12 protein-coding genes are annotated in these 16190 nt (G+C 70.1%); 9 read left to right on the forward strand and 3 right to left on the reverse strand.

Annotation, left to right across the window (positions count from 1 at the left end):
- Positions 1-167 precede the first annotated feature (167 nt).
- Both ABT186_RS40025 and ABT186_RS40030 read right to left on the reverse strand, forming a co-directional pair.
- On the reverse strand, positions 168-1079 hold the full coding sequence (locus tag ABT186_RS40025) for a carbohydrate kinase family protein (RefSeq protein ID WP_351237194.1): 912 nt from the start codon (positions 1077-1079) through the stop codon (positions 168-170).
- A complete protein-coding gene (locus ABT186_RS40030; RefSeq protein ID WP_351929280.1) occupies positions 1076-2326 on the reverse strand; it encodes a LacI family DNA-binding transcriptional regulator in 1251 nt (416 codons plus the stop codon). The genes ABT186_RS40025 and ABT186_RS40030 overlap by 4 nt, the downstream gene beginning before the upstream one ends.
- Positions 2327-2543: 217 nt before the next feature.
- Here ABT186_RS40030 and ABT186_RS40035 point away from each other — a divergent pair, with 217 nt between their 5' ends.
- Positions 2544-2972, forward strand: coding sequence for a Rieske (2Fe-2S) protein (locus ABT186_RS40035; RefSeq protein ID WP_351929282.1), 429 nt, complete (start codon positions 2544-2546; stop codon positions 2970-2972).
- 18 nt (positions 2973-2990) lie between these two features.
- On the opposite strand, the gene ABT186_RS40040 is transcribed toward ABT186_RS40035, so the two are convergent.
- Positions 2991-3938, reverse strand: coding sequence for a hypothetical protein (locus ABT186_RS40040; protein WP_351237200.1), 948 nt, complete (start codon positions 3936-3938; stop codon positions 2991-2993).
- A 511-nt stretch (positions 3939-4449) separates the two neighbouring features.
- Between ABT186_RS40040 and uvrC the strand changes: the two genes are divergently transcribed.
- The 8 genes from uvrC (at position 4450) to tpiA (ending at position 16065) form a co-directional block, all read left to right on the forward strand.
- A complete protein-coding gene (gene uvrC / locus ABT186_RS40045) occupies positions 4450-6510 on the forward strand; it encodes an excinuclease ABC subunit UvrC (RefSeq protein ID WP_351237202.1) in 2061 nt (686 codons plus the stop codon).
- The gene (gene rapZ / locus ABT186_RS40050) at positions 6507-7520 is read left to right on the forward strand and encodes an RNase adapter RapZ (RefSeq protein ID WP_351237204.1); all 1014 of its coding nucleotides are present in this window, start codon (positions 6507-6509) and stop codon (positions 7518-7520) included. The genes uvrC and rapZ overlap by 4 nt, the downstream gene beginning before the upstream one ends.
- Positions 7517-8584, forward strand: a complete 1068-nt coding sequence (locus tag ABT186_RS40055) for a gluconeogenesis factor YvcK family protein (protein ID WP_351929284.1) — start codon at positions 7517-7519, stop codon at positions 8582-8584. The genes rapZ and ABT186_RS40055 overlap by 4 nt, the downstream gene beginning before the upstream one ends.
- Entirely contained in the window at positions 8575-9564 is a 990-nt protein-coding gene (gene whiA / locus ABT186_RS40060) for a DNA-binding protein WhiA (RefSeq protein ID WP_351232792.1), read from the forward strand. The genes ABT186_RS40055 and whiA overlap by 10 nt, the downstream gene beginning before the upstream one ends.
- 151 nt (positions 9565-9715) lie before the next feature.
- On the forward strand, positions 9716-12670 hold the full coding sequence (locus tag ABT186_RS40065) for a M14 family metallopeptidase (protein ID WP_351929286.1): 2955 nt from the start codon (positions 9716-9718) through the stop codon (positions 12668-12670).
- 226 nt (positions 12671-12896) lie between these two features.
- Positions 12897-13904 (forward strand): type I glyceraldehyde-3-phosphate dehydrogenase, encoded by a 1008-nt coding sequence (gap, locus tag ABT186_RS40070; protein ID WP_351232796.1) that lies wholly within the window; start codon positions 12897-12899, stop codon positions 13902-13904.
- 167 nt (positions 13905-14071) lie between these two features.
- Positions 14072-15283 carry a phosphoglycerate kinase gene (locus ABT186_RS40075; RefSeq protein WP_351232798.1) on the forward strand — a complete coding sequence of 404 codons (1212 nt, stop codon included), beginning with the start codon at positions 14072-14074 and terminating at the stop codon, positions 15281-15283.
- 5 nt (positions 15284-15288) lie between these two features.
- On the forward strand, positions 15289-16065 hold the full coding sequence (tpiA, locus tag ABT186_RS40080) for a triose-phosphate isomerase (RefSeq protein ID WP_351232800.1): 777 nt from the start codon (positions 15289-15291) through the stop codon (positions 16063-16065).
- Positions 16066-16190 lie beyond the last annotated feature (125 nt).

Consider the following 16190-nt stretch of genomic DNA (forward strand, 5'->3'; position numbering starts at 1 on the left):
GTACTCGGCGCCCCGGGGTAGTCCCCCGTGGGGCGCCGCTAGTTGCACGGTCGGTTCGCTGCAGGATCACGTGTCCCCACCTGGCCGACGAGGTGACGGCGGGCGCCCCGTTCGCGGACCGCCTCCGCACGCCGAGGGCACCGCGGGCGGTACGCGGCTGAAGGCGGCTACGGGGCGGTCAGCTCCGACGCGTACGGTGGTTCCGCGCCGGCACGGGAGCAGGTGATCGCCGCGGCGCGGGCTGCAAAGCGCAGCAGTTCGGTCCAGCCATCGGCGTCCAGGGCGGCCACCGCGTCCGGGGAGAGTGCGTCGCGGGCGGCCAGGCCGTGCAACAGGGCGGCGTTGACCGTGTCGCCGGCGCCGATCGTGTCCACCACGTCGACCACCACACCCGGCACGGAGTGCTCGGCCCCGTCGCGGGTGAAGGCCGTGAGTCCGTCGCCGCCGTGGGTGATCACGACGGCCGCGGGGCCGGAGGCCAGCCATTCGCGCGGGGTGCCGCCCAGCCACTCGGCGTCCTCCTCGGAGAGCTTGAGCAGCGACACCGACGGCAGCCAGCTCTTGAATCGGGCCCGGTAGGCGTCGGGGTCCGGAATCAGTCCTGTGCGGATGTTCGGGTCGAGCGCCGTGAACAGGCCTTGCGCGGCTGCACTGCGCATCAGCTCCTCGTACGCGCTCGCCCCCGGTTCCAGAACGAGCGAGCAGGTGCCGAACGACACGGCCCGTGTGCCCTCCGGGAGGCTCGTCGGTGCCGTGAACAGCCGGTCGGCGGTGCCCTCGACATAGAAGGAGTACGCGGCCGAGCCGTTCTCGTCGATCGTGGCGACCGCCAGCGTGGTCGGCTCGGTGCCGCGCTGCACGGCCGATACGTCCACGCCCGTCTTGCGCAGCCCGTCGAGCAGGGCCTCTCCGAAGGCGTCGTAGGAGATGCGGGAGCAGAAGGCCGTGGGAGAGTCGAGACGGCCGAGCGCGACGGCGGTGTTGTACGGGCCGCCGCCCAGCGCCGGCTTCAACGGTACGAGCGCGCCCGGGCCCTGCGGGACCAGGTCGATCAGGGCCTCACCGGCGACGACGATCACGAGACGGTTCCCTTCTCGGAGGGGGTGTCGGGGCAGCCGCACGAGGTGCGGTGGACGAACGCACAGGGCAGTCGCACGGTGCGTGAGGGACGGTCCGGCGTCTCCAGCCGGTCCAGGAGCAGTCGTACGGCCTGGGCGCCGATCTCCCTGCTCGGCTGGGAGATCGCGGTGAGCCGGGGGGAGAACAGGTCGGCCCATGCGAAGTCGTCGAAGCAGCACAGCGCAAGGTCGTCCGGTACGGACAGCCCCCGGTCGCGCAGGGTCCGCAGCGCGCCGATGGTCATCGTGTTGTTGGCGGTGACCAGGGCCGTGGGCGGGACCGCGAGCGACAGCAGGGCGGCGGTGGCGCGTTCGGCGCCCTCGGCCGCGGAGTCGCCCTGGGCGACCAGCTGCTCGTAGTAGGGGAGCCCCGCGGCTGCGAGGCCGTGGCGATAGCCGACGATCCGCTCGGTCGTGGTGCTGAGGCCGGGCAGGCCCGCCACGAGACCGATGCGTGTGTGGCCGAGTCCGGCGAGATGCGTGACCAGACGGGCCATGGGTTCGGTGTTCTCGGCGCAGACCTGGTCGAAACGGAAGGACGTGTCGGGCTGCTCCTCCCGCTCGGAGTCGCCGTCCGGGCGGGACGCGTCCTCCCGTCGTGACGGGCCGTCCGGGCGGGACGCATCCTCCGGGCGGGACGCATCCTCCCGTCGGGACGCATCCTCCCGTCGGGACGCATCCTCCCGTCGGGAAGCATCCTCCCGTCGGGACGCGCCCTCCGCACGGGACGAGCCATCCGGGCGCGCCGCGCCCGGGACGTCCTCGATCAGCCGGTCGAGGAACACGGTCGGGACACCATGCCGCTGGAGGTGGGCGAGCAGCCCGCGCGGGTCCGAAGAAGGAGCGACGATCACGCCGTCGACTCGGCGCTCGTGCAGGAGCTGGACGACCTTCCGCTCGTGCTCCGGGTCGTCGTGCGGATCGGCGATGAGCAGGCTGTAGCCGTGCTCCAGGGCGCCGGCCTCGACGCCCTGGAGGATCTCCGTGAAGTACGGGTTGCTGATCGCGGACACCGCGAGCCCGATGGACCGGGTGCGGGACGTGACCAGGGAGCGGGCGAGGGTGTTCGGCGTGTAGCCCAGCTCGTCGATGGCATCGAGCACCGCCTGACGGGTGTGGGGGAGCACCGGGCGCGTGTCGTTCAGTACATGCGAGACGGTCGCGACGGACACACCCGCGCTCCGTGCGACATCGGCCATGGTTGCCATCGCGTCCCCTCCTTCGGGCCTCCTGGCCGGGAAGGTATCTCATCCGGAGGCAGACGTAAACGCTTGCGCAAACGTTTACGTCTCTGGGCCGGGCCAGGGCGCCGCCCTGCGCGGCACTCAGGGCTCCCCGCCCCGGCTCAAGACGCAAGGCGGGCTGCCGGTATCGTCGACGTGCCCGTCGTCCCGGCGGGCACCAGCTCTGACCAGTGGAGATCTCATGTCCGCCCGCCCCTCCGCGACCCGTCGTACCGTCCTTCGCGGAGCCGCGCTCACCCCGGTCGCCGGGCTCGGTCTCGCGGCCTGTGGGGCGGGAGGCGACGGCGGCGCGGCGCCCGCGACGCCGACCGCTCCGGTCTCCCTGGGAGCCGAGAGCGAGGTCCCCAAGGGCGGCGCGAAGCTGTACCGGGACGAGAATGTCGTGGTGAGCCGCACCGCGGACGGCTCCCTGAAGGCGTACAGCACCATCTGCACGCACGCCGGGTGCGCCATCGACAAACTGTCGGGCACGACGCTCGTCTGCCCCTGCCACGGCAGCCAATTCGACGCCGTCAGCGGCAAGGTGGTGCAGGCCCCGGCCACCGAGCCGCTGCACGAGCTGTCCGTCGGGGTGAAGAACGGCAGGATCGTGGCGGGCCCGGCGGCCTGACGGTTCAGGAGCGCCCGCTCACTCCCAGTCCCACCCGATCCCCACGATCCCCGATCGCACCCTCGGCTCCACCAGGTGCACCGAGCGGTGGTGTCCGCTCAGCGGCAGTTCCTGGCGGCCGCTGCGCGGCGCGGCGGCGGAATGCTGGGTGAACCGGTGGCAGCGCACGGGCAGCGCCTCTTCGTCGAAGCCCACCTGGAGCGCGTACTGCCCGCCCGCGAGGCTGAACCCGCGCAGGTACTCGCAGGACGCGCCGGCGGTCCCGTCCTCGAAGGCATAGCGAAAGAGAAACGTATCGCCGGTGCGCAACCGTGTGTCGAAGAGCAGCTCGGCGACCAGGATGCCGGTGTCGTGGTGCCACCGGGTGCGCCCCGTGCGGCAGTTCTCCAGCGCGTGCACGGCGATCCGCTCCGGGGTGCACCCCGGGTCGCCGTGGTGGACGGCCACATAGCGGTCCACGCCGTCCTTATGGGCCCGCACTATGTGGTGCGATTCGCGGGCCAGCAGTTCGCGGCGAGCTCCGATGCGGACGCGCTCGTGGTGACCGATGGTGTGAAGGCCGCCGTCCTGCGGTGCCTCCAACTCGGCGAGGAGCTGTTCCAGCACGCCCGACGCCTCCACCAGGGAGCGGTACGAACGGCCCATGGGACGCTCGGGGCCGGGCCGCTCGTCGGCAGTGGCCAGCAGCCGGATCAGAGACTCGTCCGGCAGCTGGAGTATCTCCTCCAGGGCGCGTACGGCGCGCAGGGACTCGGGGCGCTGGGGGCGGCGGGCGCCCTGCTGCCAGTAGCTCAGGCTTGTCACGCCGACGCTCACTCCATAGCGGGACAAATGGTGCTGCACACGCTGCAGCGGCAGTCCGCGGGCGGCGATCGCGGCGCGCAGCGCGACATGGAAGGGGCCGCCGCGCAGGGCTGCCTCCAACTCCGCCGGGACGACGTCCGCATGCTGTGTGGCGTGCCGCATACAGGGGGCCTTTCTGTGAATGTTCACGACGGCTGGTCAGACCGTTCGCAGGTGTAGTTCCGGGCCGGCCGGGGCGTGTGGGGCTCGTTCACAAGCGGGACCCGCCGTTCACGGCCCGAAGTTTCCACGCATTGAAGCGTGTTGACCAAGCCCCGACAACACCCGATGCTCAACACGCTCAGTCGCAGCCTCCGCACCTGCTTCTCCGCCCGGACCGCCCGGGCGGCGCCGTGCCCGAAGGGGTGGCCGGTATCGGCCCCTCGGAGCTGCCCGGCCCGGCGCGTGCGCGGGCGGTGGTACGGGGCCGCCACGGCTCCCCTTGGCTTCCCCGGAGGCCCAGGGGGAAGCGGCACCGGCCATGGGCGGCCTGTACAGGCCGACGGCCCGTACAGGCCTCGCACCCCACAGTCACAGCCGCCGCCGTACCCGCACCGGTGCCCTTTGTGACGGGCCCGTCCCCCTTGTCCACAGGGTCGCCGCGGTGTCGGTCCCCGCCAGTAGGGTGTGAGACATGGCCGACCCCTCCAGCTACCGCCCCAAGCCGGGAGAGATCCCGGACTCCCCCGGGGTGTACAAGTTCCGGGACGAGCACCGCCGGGTGATCTACGTCGGAAAGGCGAAGAGCCTGCGCCAGCGCCTGGCGAACTACTTCCAGGACCTGGCGAGCCTCCACCCGCGCACCCGCACCATGGTCACCACGGCCGCGTCCGTGGAGTGGACAGTGGTGTCCACGGAGGTCGAGGCCCTGCAGCTGGAGTACACCTGGATCAAGGAGTTCGACCCCCGGTTCAACGTCAAGTACCGCGACGACAAGAGCTACCCGTACCTCGCGGTGACGATGAACGAGGAGTTCCCGCGCGTCCAGGTGATGCGCGGCCAGAAGCGCAAGGGCGTGCGGTACTTCGGGCCGTACGGGCACGCGTGGGCGATCCGTGACACCGTGGACCTGCTGCTGCGCGTCTTCCCCGTGCGCACCTGCTCGGCCGGTGTCTTCAAGAACGCCGAGCGCACCGGCCGCCCCTGCCTGCTCGGCTACATCGGAAAGTGCTCCGCGCCCTGCGTCGGCCGGATCTCCCCCGAGGACCACCACGAACTGGCCGAGGAGTTCTGCGACTTCATGGCCGGCCGCACGGGGACGTACCTCCGTCGTCTGGAGAAGCAGATGACGGAGGCGGCCGAGGAGATGGAGTACGAGCGGGCCGCCCGCCTGCGCGACGACATCGAGGCCCTGAAGAAGGCCATGGAGAAGAACGCGGTCGTGCTCACGGACGCGACCGACGCCGACCTCATCGCTGTCGCCGAGGACGAGCTGGAGGCGGCCGTGCAGATCTTCCACGTGCGCGGTGGACGCGTGCGCGGCCAGCGCGGCTGGGTCACCGACAAGGTGGAGGACGTCACCACGGGCGCCCTCGTCGAGCACGCCCTCCAGCAGCTCTACGGCGAGGAGACCGGCGACTCCGTGCCCAAGGAGGTCCTCGTCCCGGCGCTGCCCGACCTCATAGAGCCCGTCCAGGACTGGCTCACCGGCCGCCGCGGGTCGAACGTGTCGCTGCGCATCCCGCAGCGCGGTGACAAGAAGGCACTGATGGAGACCGTGCAGCGCAACGCCCAGCAGGCGCTCGCGCTCCACAAGACCAAGCGCGCCTCCGACCTGACCACCCGCTCGCGTGCCCTGGAGGAGATCGCCGACGCCCTCGACCTGGACAGCGCCCCGCTCAGGATCGAGTGCTACGACATCTCGCACCTCCAGGGCGAGGACGTCGTGGCCTCCATGGTCGTCTTCGAGGACGGGCTGCAGCGCAAGAGCGAGTACCGCCGCTTCCAGATCAAGGGTCGTGTCGGAGACACGCAAATCTGGCACGGTGAGGGCCAGGACGACGTACGGTCCATGCACGAGGTGATCTCCCGCCGCTTCAGGCGCTACCTCGCCGAGAAGGAGAAGACCGGCGAGTGGGCGGACGGTGAGGACCTGACGGAGGACGACGGACGGCCCAAGCGGTTCGCCTACCCGCCGCAGCTCGTCGTGGTCGACGGCGGGCAGCCCCAGGTGGCGGCCGCCAAGCGGGCCCTGGACGAACTCGGCATCGACGACATCGCCGTGTGCGGCCTCGCCAAGCGCCTGGAGGAGGTCTGGCTGCCGCACGACGACAACCCCGTGGTGCTGCCGCGCACCAGTGAGGGCCTCTATCTGCTTCAGCGCGTCCGGGACGAGGCCCACCGCTTCGCGATCACCTATCAGCGCACCAAGCGTGCCAAGCGTCTCCGGTCCAGCCCGCTGGACGATGTGCCGGGCCTCGGGGAGACCCGCAAACAGGCGTTGATCAAGCACTTCGGCTCGGTGAAAAAGCTGCGATCCGCAACGATCGACCAGATTCAGGAGGTCCCCGGCATCGGCCGCAAGACGGCCGAGACGATCGCCGTGGCCCTCGCCCAGGCGGCCCCGGCCGCACCCGCCGTGAACACGGCGACTGGAGAGATCATGGAAGAGGAGGAACCCGGGACGACGGCGGGTTCCCCCGGGGAGCCCGTGTCCGCGGGCGCCCCGCACGAGCGACGGGGGCAGGAGACATGACCGAGCACGACCAGAGCGCAGAAGAACGATCGACACAGGGCCGGGCCGCCCCCCAGGAGGCGGGCGAGGACCGGGCGCAGCAGCAGGCGGTCCAGGAAAACGGAGCACAGGTGAGTACGGGCATCGAAACAGCCGGGGTCCCAGAAGCGGCCATCCCCGAGCTGGTGATCATCTCCGGCATGTCCGGCGCAGGCCGCTCGACGGCCGCGAAGTGTCTGGAGGACCTCGGCTGGTTCGTCGTCGACAACCTGCCGCCCGCCCTGATCCCCACCATGGTGGAACTGGGGGCCCGTTCCCAGGGCAATGTGGCCCGGATCGCGGTCGTCGTCGACGTCCGCGGCCGGCGCTTCTTCGACAACCTCCGCGAGTCCCTGGCCGACCTGGAGGCGAAGAACGTCACACGGCGGATCGTCTTCCTGGAGTCCTCCGACGAGGCCCTGGTGCGCCGCTTCGAGTCCGTGCGCCGTCCCCATCCGCTCCAGGGCGACGGCCGTATCGTCGACGGAATCGCCGCCGAGCGCGAGCTGCTGCGGGAGCTGCGCGGCGACGCCGACCTCGTGATCGACACCTCCAGCCTCAACGTGCACGAGCTGCGCGCCAAGATGGACGCCCAGTTCGCCGGCGAGGAAGAGCCGGAGCTGCGGGCCACCGTCATGTCCTTCGGCTTCAAGTACGGCCTCCCGGTCGACGCCGACCTCGTCGCGGACATGCGCTTCCTGCCCAACCCGCACTGGGTCCCGGAGCTGCGCCCGTACACCGGCCTCAATGAGGAGGTGTCCGCGTACGTCTTCAACCAGCCAGGTGCCAAGGAGTTCCTCGACCGTTACGCCGAGCTGCTGCGGCTCATCGCGGCCGGGTACCGCCGCGAGGGCAAGCGCTATGTGACCATCGCCATCGGCTGCACCGGCGGCAAGCACCGCTCCGTCGCCGTGTCCGAGAAGCTCGCCGCCCGCCTGGCCGCCGAGGGAGTGGAGACGGTGGTCGTGCACCGGGACATGGGGCGCGAGTGACCGGACGTACTCTGCGGCTGAGCAGGCTGCACCGGATGGCGCCCGAGGGACGCGGTGGCAGCCCTGCCGAGGCGCGTGGCGGCCGGGCGCGCCGCCGCGGCGCCCAGCCCAAGGTGGTCGCCCTCGGCGGCGGCATGGGCCTGTCCGCCTCGCTCGCCGCGCTGCGCCGGATCACCGGCGACCTCACCGCCGTCGTCACCGTCGCCGACGACGGCGGCTCCAGCGGCCGGCTGCGCGACGAGCTCGGCGTGCTCCCGCCCGGCGATCTGCGCAAGGCGCTGGCCGCGCTGTGCGGCGACGACGACTGGGGCCAGACCTGGGCCCGCGTCATCCAGCACCGCTTCCACTCCAAGGGCGATCTGCACGACCACGCCGTCGGCAATCTGCTGATCGTGGCCCTGTGGGAGCAGCTCGGCGACCATGTCCAGGCCCTCGACCTGGTCGGCAGGCTGCTGGGCGCCCAGGGCCGGGTCCTGCCCATGTCCGCCGTTCCTCTGGAGCTCCAGGCGCTGGTCAAGGGCCACGACCCGGATCATCCGGACGAGGTCGGCACCGTACGGGGGCAGGCGACCGTCGCGCTCACCCCCGGCGAGGTGCAGTCCGTGCACCTCGTGCCGCACGACCCGCCCGCAGTCCCCGAGGCCGTCGCAGCGGTCCTGGACGCCGACTGGGTGGTGCTCGGACCGGGCTCCTGGTTCTCCTCGGTCATCCCGCATCTGCTCGTCCCCGAGCTCCTGGACGCCCTCACGGAGACGAAGGCGCGCCGGGTGCTCTCCCTGAACCTCGCCCCGCAGCCCGGAGAGACCGAGGGCTTCTCCCCGCAGCGTCATTTGGAGGTTTTGGGACGACACGCCCCTAAACTCGCCCTGGACGTGGTGCTGGCCGACCAGGCCGCCGTGCCCGACCGCGGCTTGCTGAACGAGGCCGCGAAGCGGTTCGGTGCCGCGGTCGAGCTGGCGCCGGTGGCCCGCACCGACGGAACCCCGCGGCACGACCCGGAGCTGTTGGCCGCCGCGTACGACCGTATTTTTCGGATGCATGGAAGGATCGGCCCATGGCGATGACGGCAGCGGTGAAGGACGAGATCTCCCGGCTTCCCGTCACCCGGACCTGCTGCAGAAAAGCGGAGGTCTCGGCGATCCTGCGGTTCGCGGGCGGACTGCACCTGGTCAGCGGCCGCATCGTGATCGAGGCGGAGCTGGACACGGCGATGGCGGCACGGCGTCTGAAGCGGGACATCCTGGAGATCTTCGGCCACAGTTCCGAACTGATCGTGATGGCGCCCGGCGGTCTGCGCCGCGGCTCCCGCTATGTGGTGCGGGTGGTCGCCGGCGGTGACCAGCTGGCCCGCCAGACCGGCCTCGTCGACGGCCGGGGCCGTCCGATCCGGGGCCTGCCCCCGCAGGTGGTCTCGGGGGCCACCTGTGATGCCGAGGCGGCCTGGCGCGGCGCGTTCCTGGCGCACGGCTCGCTCACGGAGCCGGGCCGCTCGTCCTCGCTCGAGGTGACCTGCCCCGGTCCCGAGGCCGCGCTCGCCCTGGTCGGCGCCGCCCGCCGCCTGTCGATCGCCGCGAAGGCCCGTGAGGTGCGGGGCGTGGACCGCGTGGTGGTACGGGACGGGGACGCGATCGGCGCCCTGCTCACCCGGCTCGGCGCGCACGAGTCGGTGCTGGCCTGGGAGGAGCGGCGGATGCGCCGCGAGGTCCGCGCCACGGCGAACCGCCTCGCCAACTTCGACGACGCGAACCTGCGCCGGTCCGCGCGTGCGGCCGTCGCCGCCGGTGCGCGGGTCGCCCGCGCCCTGGAGATCCTCGGCGACGAGGTCCCGGAGCATCTCGCGGCCGCCGGACGTCTGCGCATGGAGCACAAGCAGGCCTCCCTGGAGGAGCTGGGCGCCCTCGCCGACCCGCCGCTGACGAAGGACGCGGTCGCGGGCCGCATCCGCCGGCTGCTGGCGATGGCCGACAAGCGCGCCGCGGACCTCGGTATCCCGGGCACGGAGTCCAACCTCACCGAGGAGATGGCGGACAACCTGGCGGGGTGACGCGCGCGGCCCCAACACGCCGGAGCCGACGCCCACTTGGCGGCGTCGGCACCGGCGTTTGTGTGTCCTTGAGTCGCTCTTGACTCGATCATGAAGTGTCATGAGCCTGGCAAGAGCTCGCCGCTGTGGCGAGCCACTGCTAGGGGGGTACATGAGACACAGAGCGAGATCGATCCTCGCTGTCGGCGCGCTCCTGCTCGGCGGAGCGAGCCTTGCACCCATCGCCCAGGCACAAACCGGAAGTTCATCGCAGCCCGATGAGAACGAGGTCAAGGTCTTCCGGGCCGAGATCACTCAGAAGCAGATACCCCTGCTGCTCAAGGCCGGACAGGACGGCCATGAACTCGGCGAGCAGGTGACCGGCAAGGGCAGGTCGACCGTCGAGGTCTACCTCACCGACAAGCAGGCCAAGAAGCTGGAGAAGCAGGGCGTCGCCCTCACCGAGCACGCCCTTTCGGCCAGGGCCGAGTCACGGGTCGAAGGCGCGGCCCAGGGAGTGTTCCGCCCGTACAGCGCAAAGGGCGGCCTCGAAGAGGAGATCGTCAGGACGGGCCAGGCCCACCCCGGCCTCACCAAGGTCGTCTCCATAGGCAAAACCATCAACGGCCAGGACATCCTCGCGCTCAAACTGACCAAGAACGCGAAGAAGTCGAAAGACGGCTCGAAGCCCTCCGTGCTGTATCTGTCCAACCAGCACGCACGCGAGTGGATCACGCCGGAGATGACCAGGCGCCTGATGCACTACTACCTGGACAACTACTCCACGAACAACCGCATCAAGAAGATCGTCGACTCCACCGAGCTGTGGTTCGTCATCTCGGCCAACCCCGACGGCTACGACTACACCTTCAAGGGCTCCGGCACCCGCCTGTGGCGCAAGAACCTGCGGGACGTCAACGGCGACGGCGTCATATCCACCGGCGACGGCGTGGACCTCAACCGCAACTTCGCCTACAAGTGGGGCTACGACGACGAGGGTTCGTCCCCGAACCCCACCAGCGAGACCTATCGCGGCGCCGGCCCCGAGTCCGAGCCCGAGACCCGGGCCCTCGACAACTTCGAGAAGCGGATCCGGTTCAGATACGGCATCAACTACCACTCCGCCGCCGAGCTCCTCCTCTACGGCGTCGGCTGGCAGGTCGCCACACCGACCCCGGACGACGTCCTCTACAAGGCGCTCGCCGGCACCCCGGACAACCCTGCCATCCCCGGCTACCGCTCGCAGGTCTCCTCGGAGCTGTACACCACCAACGGTGAGGCGGACGGCCACGCGTCGAACGTCAACGGCATGGCGATGTTCACGCCCGAGATGTCGACCTGCCAGACCGCGTCGAACATCGACCCGAACGACGCCTGGAACGCGGCCGACTGCCAGTCGGTCTTCAACTTCCCGGACGACGAGAAGCTGATCCAGCAGGAGTTCGAGAAGAACATCCCGTTCGCGCTCTCCGTCGCCGAGACGGCCTCCCACCCCGACCGGCCGTCCTCCTCGGTCGGCATCGACGCGCCCGACTTCACCCCGGCGACGTTCTCCACGTCGTACTCGCGCGGCGCGGACCAGGAGGTCTCCGTCGTCGTACGGAAGTCCGTGCGCGACAAGGAGCTCAAGTACCGCGTCAACGGCGGCCGTGTCCAGGACCGGGCGCTCAGGCCATGGAAGGGCGGCCGGACGTACGGCGGCGGCGACAACCTCTACTTCGACGAGTACCGGGCCAAGGTCCCGGGCGGCGAGCCGGGCGACAAGGTCGAGGTCTGGTTCACGGGCGAGACCAGGAGCGGCAAGAAGACGTCCGGTGCGCACTTCACCTACGCGGTGGCCGAGCGGCCCAAGGCGGACACCCTGGTGGTCGCCGAGGAGGGTGCGGCCGCCACACAGGCGCAGAAGTACGTGGACGCCCTGAAAGCGGCCGGCCGCAAGGCGCTCGTCTGGGACGTCGCCACCCAGGGCGCTCCCGACGCGCTCGGCGTGCTGAGGCACTTCAGGACGGTCGTCCACTACTCGGGTACGAGCGGCCCGGGCAACGCCACCCAGCTCCAACTGCGCGCCTACCTCAATGAGGGCGGCAAGCTGATCGAGGCGGGCAAGCAGGCCGGAGGCAGCGTCGACCTCGGCGGCGGCACCCTCTCGGACGACTTCAGCCAGTACTACCTGGGTGCCTATTCGCGTACGTCGACACCGGGAGCCACCGGCTTCAACGGCTCCGGCAAGCTCGCCGGCGTCACGGGCGCGCTGGGCGACGCACCCGGCAACCCGCTGGACAAGGCGGGCACATACAGCGTCACGTCCGACGAACTGCCCGTCGACAAGTACCCCCAGTTCGCAAGCGCCGGGGCGGGCAGGTTCGCCGGGACCGTCAACCCCTACGGGCCCTACACGGGCTCGTACATGGCCGCCGCCGTCCACACCGACGACGCGTACAAGCGGCTCACCCGGACCATCGACCTCACCAAGGTGAGCGCGGCAAGCAAGCCCACTCTGCGCACCCAGCTGCTGTGGGACACCGAGCCGGGGTACGACCACGCCGTGGTCGAGGCCCACACCGTCGGGGCCGACGACTGGACGACGCTGCCGGAGGCCGGCGGTGCCACCCACGACGCCGTGCCGGCGGACTGCCAGGCCGGGTTCCTCGTGGCCGAGCACCCCTGGCTCAAGCACTATCTGACGGTGGCGCCGAACGGCTGCACCGCCACCGGCACCACCGGCGCGTGGCACAGCTTCACCGGCGCCTCCGACGGCTGGCGGCAGGTGAACTTCGACCTGAGCGCGTACGCCGGGAAGACGGTCGAGGTCTCACTGAGCTACATCACCGACCCGAGCACCGGCGGCCACGGCGTCCTCGCCGACGACGCCTCGCTCGTCGTCGGCGGCACGGCCACCGAGACCGAGGGCTTCGAGTCCTCCCTGGGGGCCTGGAGCGTGGCCGGACCGCCCGCGGGCAGCCCGGCCGCCCTCAAGGACTGGGCGCGCACTGGAGCGCTGTTCAGTACATATGGAGCGGTCACCACCGGCCGGACGGTGCTGCTCGGCTTCGGCCTGGAACAGGTCACCTCGGCCGCCGACCGGGCGGCACTGATCGGCAAGGCACTCACCGCTCTCGGCCACTGACTCCGCGTAGTCAACGGCAGTTGGTCACAAGTCCCCGGAACGGGTGATCGGGCCTTTGTGCAAGGGCGGTCCGTACCCCTACTGACGGGTACGGACCGCAGTGCCGTGTATGGGGCATCTGGATGTCACCACGGAAGCCTCAGGGAGGTAGGGTCGTAGGCGGTCGGGGACATCCCATACAGCTCGCCGGCGTCGAAACCCGGCGTACCAACGAGGAGATCGGTTCGTGACGATCCGCGTAGGCATCAACGGCTTTGGCCGCATCGGTCGTAACTACTTCCGCGCGCTGCTGGAGCAGGGTGCAGACATCGAGATCGTGGCTGTCAACGACCTGGGTGACACCGCGACCACCGCTCACCTGCTGAAGTACGACACCATCCTGGGCCGCCTCAAGCAGGAGGTCTCGCACACCGCCGACACCATCACCGTCGACGGCAGGACCATCAAGGTCCTGTCCGAGCGCAACCCCGCCGACATCCCCTGGGGCGAGCTGGGCGTCGACATCGTCATCGAGTCGACCGGCATCTTCACCAAGAAGGCCGACGCCGAGAAGCACCTCGCCGGCGGCGCCAAGAAGGTCCTCATCTCGGCTCCGGCCACCGACGAGGACATCACCATCGTGATGGGCGTCAACCAGGACAAGTACGACGCGGCCAACCACCACATCATCTCCAACGCCTCCTGCACCACCAACTGTGTGGCGCCGATGGCGAAGGTCCTCGACGAGAACTTCGGCATCGTCAAGGGTCTGATGACCACGGTGCACGCGTACACGAACGACCAGCGCATCCTGGACTTCCCGCACAAGGACCTGCGCCGCGCGCGTGCCGCCGCCGAGAACATCATCCCGACCACCACCGGTGCCGCCAAGGCCACCGCCCTGGTGCTCCCGCAGCTCAAGGGCAAGCTGGACGGCATCGCCATGCGCGTCCCGGTCCCGACCGGTTCCGTCACCGACCTCGTCGTCGAGCTCGGCCGTGAGGTCACCAAGGAAGAGGTCAACGCCGCCTTCCAGAAGGCCGCCGAGGGCGAGCTGAAGGGTCTCCTCGACTACACCGAGGACCCGATCGTGTCCTCCGACATCGTCAACGCCCCGGCGTCCTGCACCTTCGACTCCTCCCTGACCATGGTCCAGGAGGGCAAGAACGTGAAGATCATCGGCTGGTACGACAACGAGTGGGGCTACTCCAACCGCCTCGTCGACCTGACGGTCTTCGTCGGCAACCAGCTCTGATCGTCAGAGCAGGCACCTCGATGTGAGAACAGGGCTCGGTCAGCGCACGGTCGCGCTGTCCGAGCCCTGACTCACGTACAGCGAGCCGGACCGCGGACGGCGGACCCGGCTCGCGTGCAGATGGGTCAGCCCTCTTACGATCAGAGCCCCTCTCCAGGAGTCACCTCATGAAGACGATCGACGAACTTCTCGCCGAAGGCGTGGACGGCAAGCGGGTCTTTGTCCGCGCCGACCTCAACGTCCCGCTGGCCGACGGCCTCATCACCGACGACGGCCGCATCCGCGCCGTCCTGCCCACCGTCAAGGCCCTCGCCGACGCCGGCGCCAAGGTGGTCGTCGCCTCGCACCTGGGCCGCCCCAAGGGCGCCCCGGACCCTGCCTTCTCCCTGCTGCCCGCGGCCGAGCGCCTCGGTGAACTCCTGGGCGCCCCCGTGGCGTTCGCCCAGGACACCGTCGGCCCCGCCGCCCACGACGCGGTCGACGGCCTGCAGCCCGGCCAGGTCGCGGTCATCGAGAACCTGCGCTTCAACCCCGGCGAGACCTCCAAGGACGACACCGAGCGCGGAGAGTTCGCCGACCGGCTCGCCGCCCTCGCCGATGTGTACGTGGGTGACGGCTTCGGCGCCGTGCACCGCAAGCATGCCTCCGTGTACGACCTCCCGGCCCGCCTGCCGCACTACGCCGGCTACCTCATCGCCACCGAGGTCGGCGTCCTGAAGAAGCTCACCGAGGACCTCAAGCGGCCGTACGTCGTCGCCCTCGGCGGCGCCAAGGTCTCCGACAAGCTCGCCGTCATCGACCAGCTGCTCGGCAAGGCCGACCGGCTGCTCATCGGCGGCGGCATGGCGTACACCTTCCTCAAGGCCAAGGGGTACGAGGTCGGCATCTCGCTCCTGCAGGAGGACCAGATCCCGGCCGTCCAGGAGTACATCGAGCGCGCCGAGAAGACCGGCGTCGAACTGGTCCTGCCGGTCGACGTCCTCGTCTCCACCGAGTTCCCGGACCTGAAGACCAAGGCCCCGGCCAACCCGACGGTCGTCGCTGCGGACGCGATCCCGGCCGACCAGGAGGGCCTGGACATCGGTCCGGAGACCCGCAAGCTCTACGCCTCGAAGCTCGCCGACGCGGCCACCGTCTTCTGGAACGGCCCCATGGGCGTCTTCGAGCACCCCGACTACGCCGAGGGCACCAAGGCGGTCGCCCAGGCCCTCGTCGACTCCCAGGGCTTCACCGTGGTCGGAGGCGGCGACTCCGCCGCGGCCGTCCGCATCCTGGGCTTCGACGAGTCGGCATTCGGACACATCTCGACCGGCGGTGGCGCCTCCCTCGAGTACCTCGAGGGCAAGACGCTCCCCGGCCTCGCCGCACTGGAGGACTGACCTCAATGACCACTCGCACGCCGCTGATGGCGGGCAACTGGAAGATGAACCTCAACCACCTCGAGGCCATCGCCCACGTCCAGAAGCTTGCCTTCGCCCTGGCCGACAAGGACTACGAGGCCGTCGAGGTCGCCGTCCTGCCGCCCTTCACCGACCTGCGCTCCGTGCAGACCCTGGTCGACGGCGACAAGCTCAAGATCAAGTACGGTGCCCAGGACGTCTCGGCGCACGACTCCGGCGCCTACACCGGAGAGATCTCCGGTCCGCTGCTGGCCAAGCTGAAGTGCACCTTCGTGGTGATCGGCCACTCCGAGCGCCGGCAGTACCACAACGAGACCGACGAGCTGGTGAACGCCAAGGTCAAGGCCGCTTTCAAGCACGGTCTGACCCCGATCCTGTGCGTCGGGGAGGAGCTGGAGGTCCGTGACGCGGGCAACCACGTCACGCACACGCTCGCCCAGGTCGAGGGCGGTCTCAAGGACGTCCCGGCCGAGCAGGTCGAGTCGATCGTGATCGCGTACGAGCCCGTCTGGGCCATTGGCACCGGCAAGGTCTGCGGCGCCGACGACGCCCAGGAGGTCTGCGCGGCGATCCGCGGCAAGATCGCCGAGCTGTACTCGCAGGACGTGGCCGACCAGGTACGCATCCAGTACGGCGGCTCGGTGAAGGCCGGGAACGTCGCCGAGATCATGGCCAAGCAGGACATCGACGGCGCCCTGGTGGGCGGTGCCTCGCTGGACGCGGACGAGTTCGTCAAGATCGTGCGGTTCCGCGACCAGTAAGTATGCGTCGGCGGCGATCCGTCGTACCCTTGCGGGGCCGAAGCTGTTATTTGGATCGTGAAGCTTCAATAAAAGCGTCGGCCCCGTCGTCCATCCGAATCCGAGGAAGTTGGTCCAGCCGTGGT

Source organism: Streptomyces sp. NPDC001634 (assembly GCF_040298185.1).
Classification (GTDB): domain Bacteria; phylum Actinomycetota; class Actinomycetes; order Streptomycetales; family Streptomycetaceae; genus Streptomyces.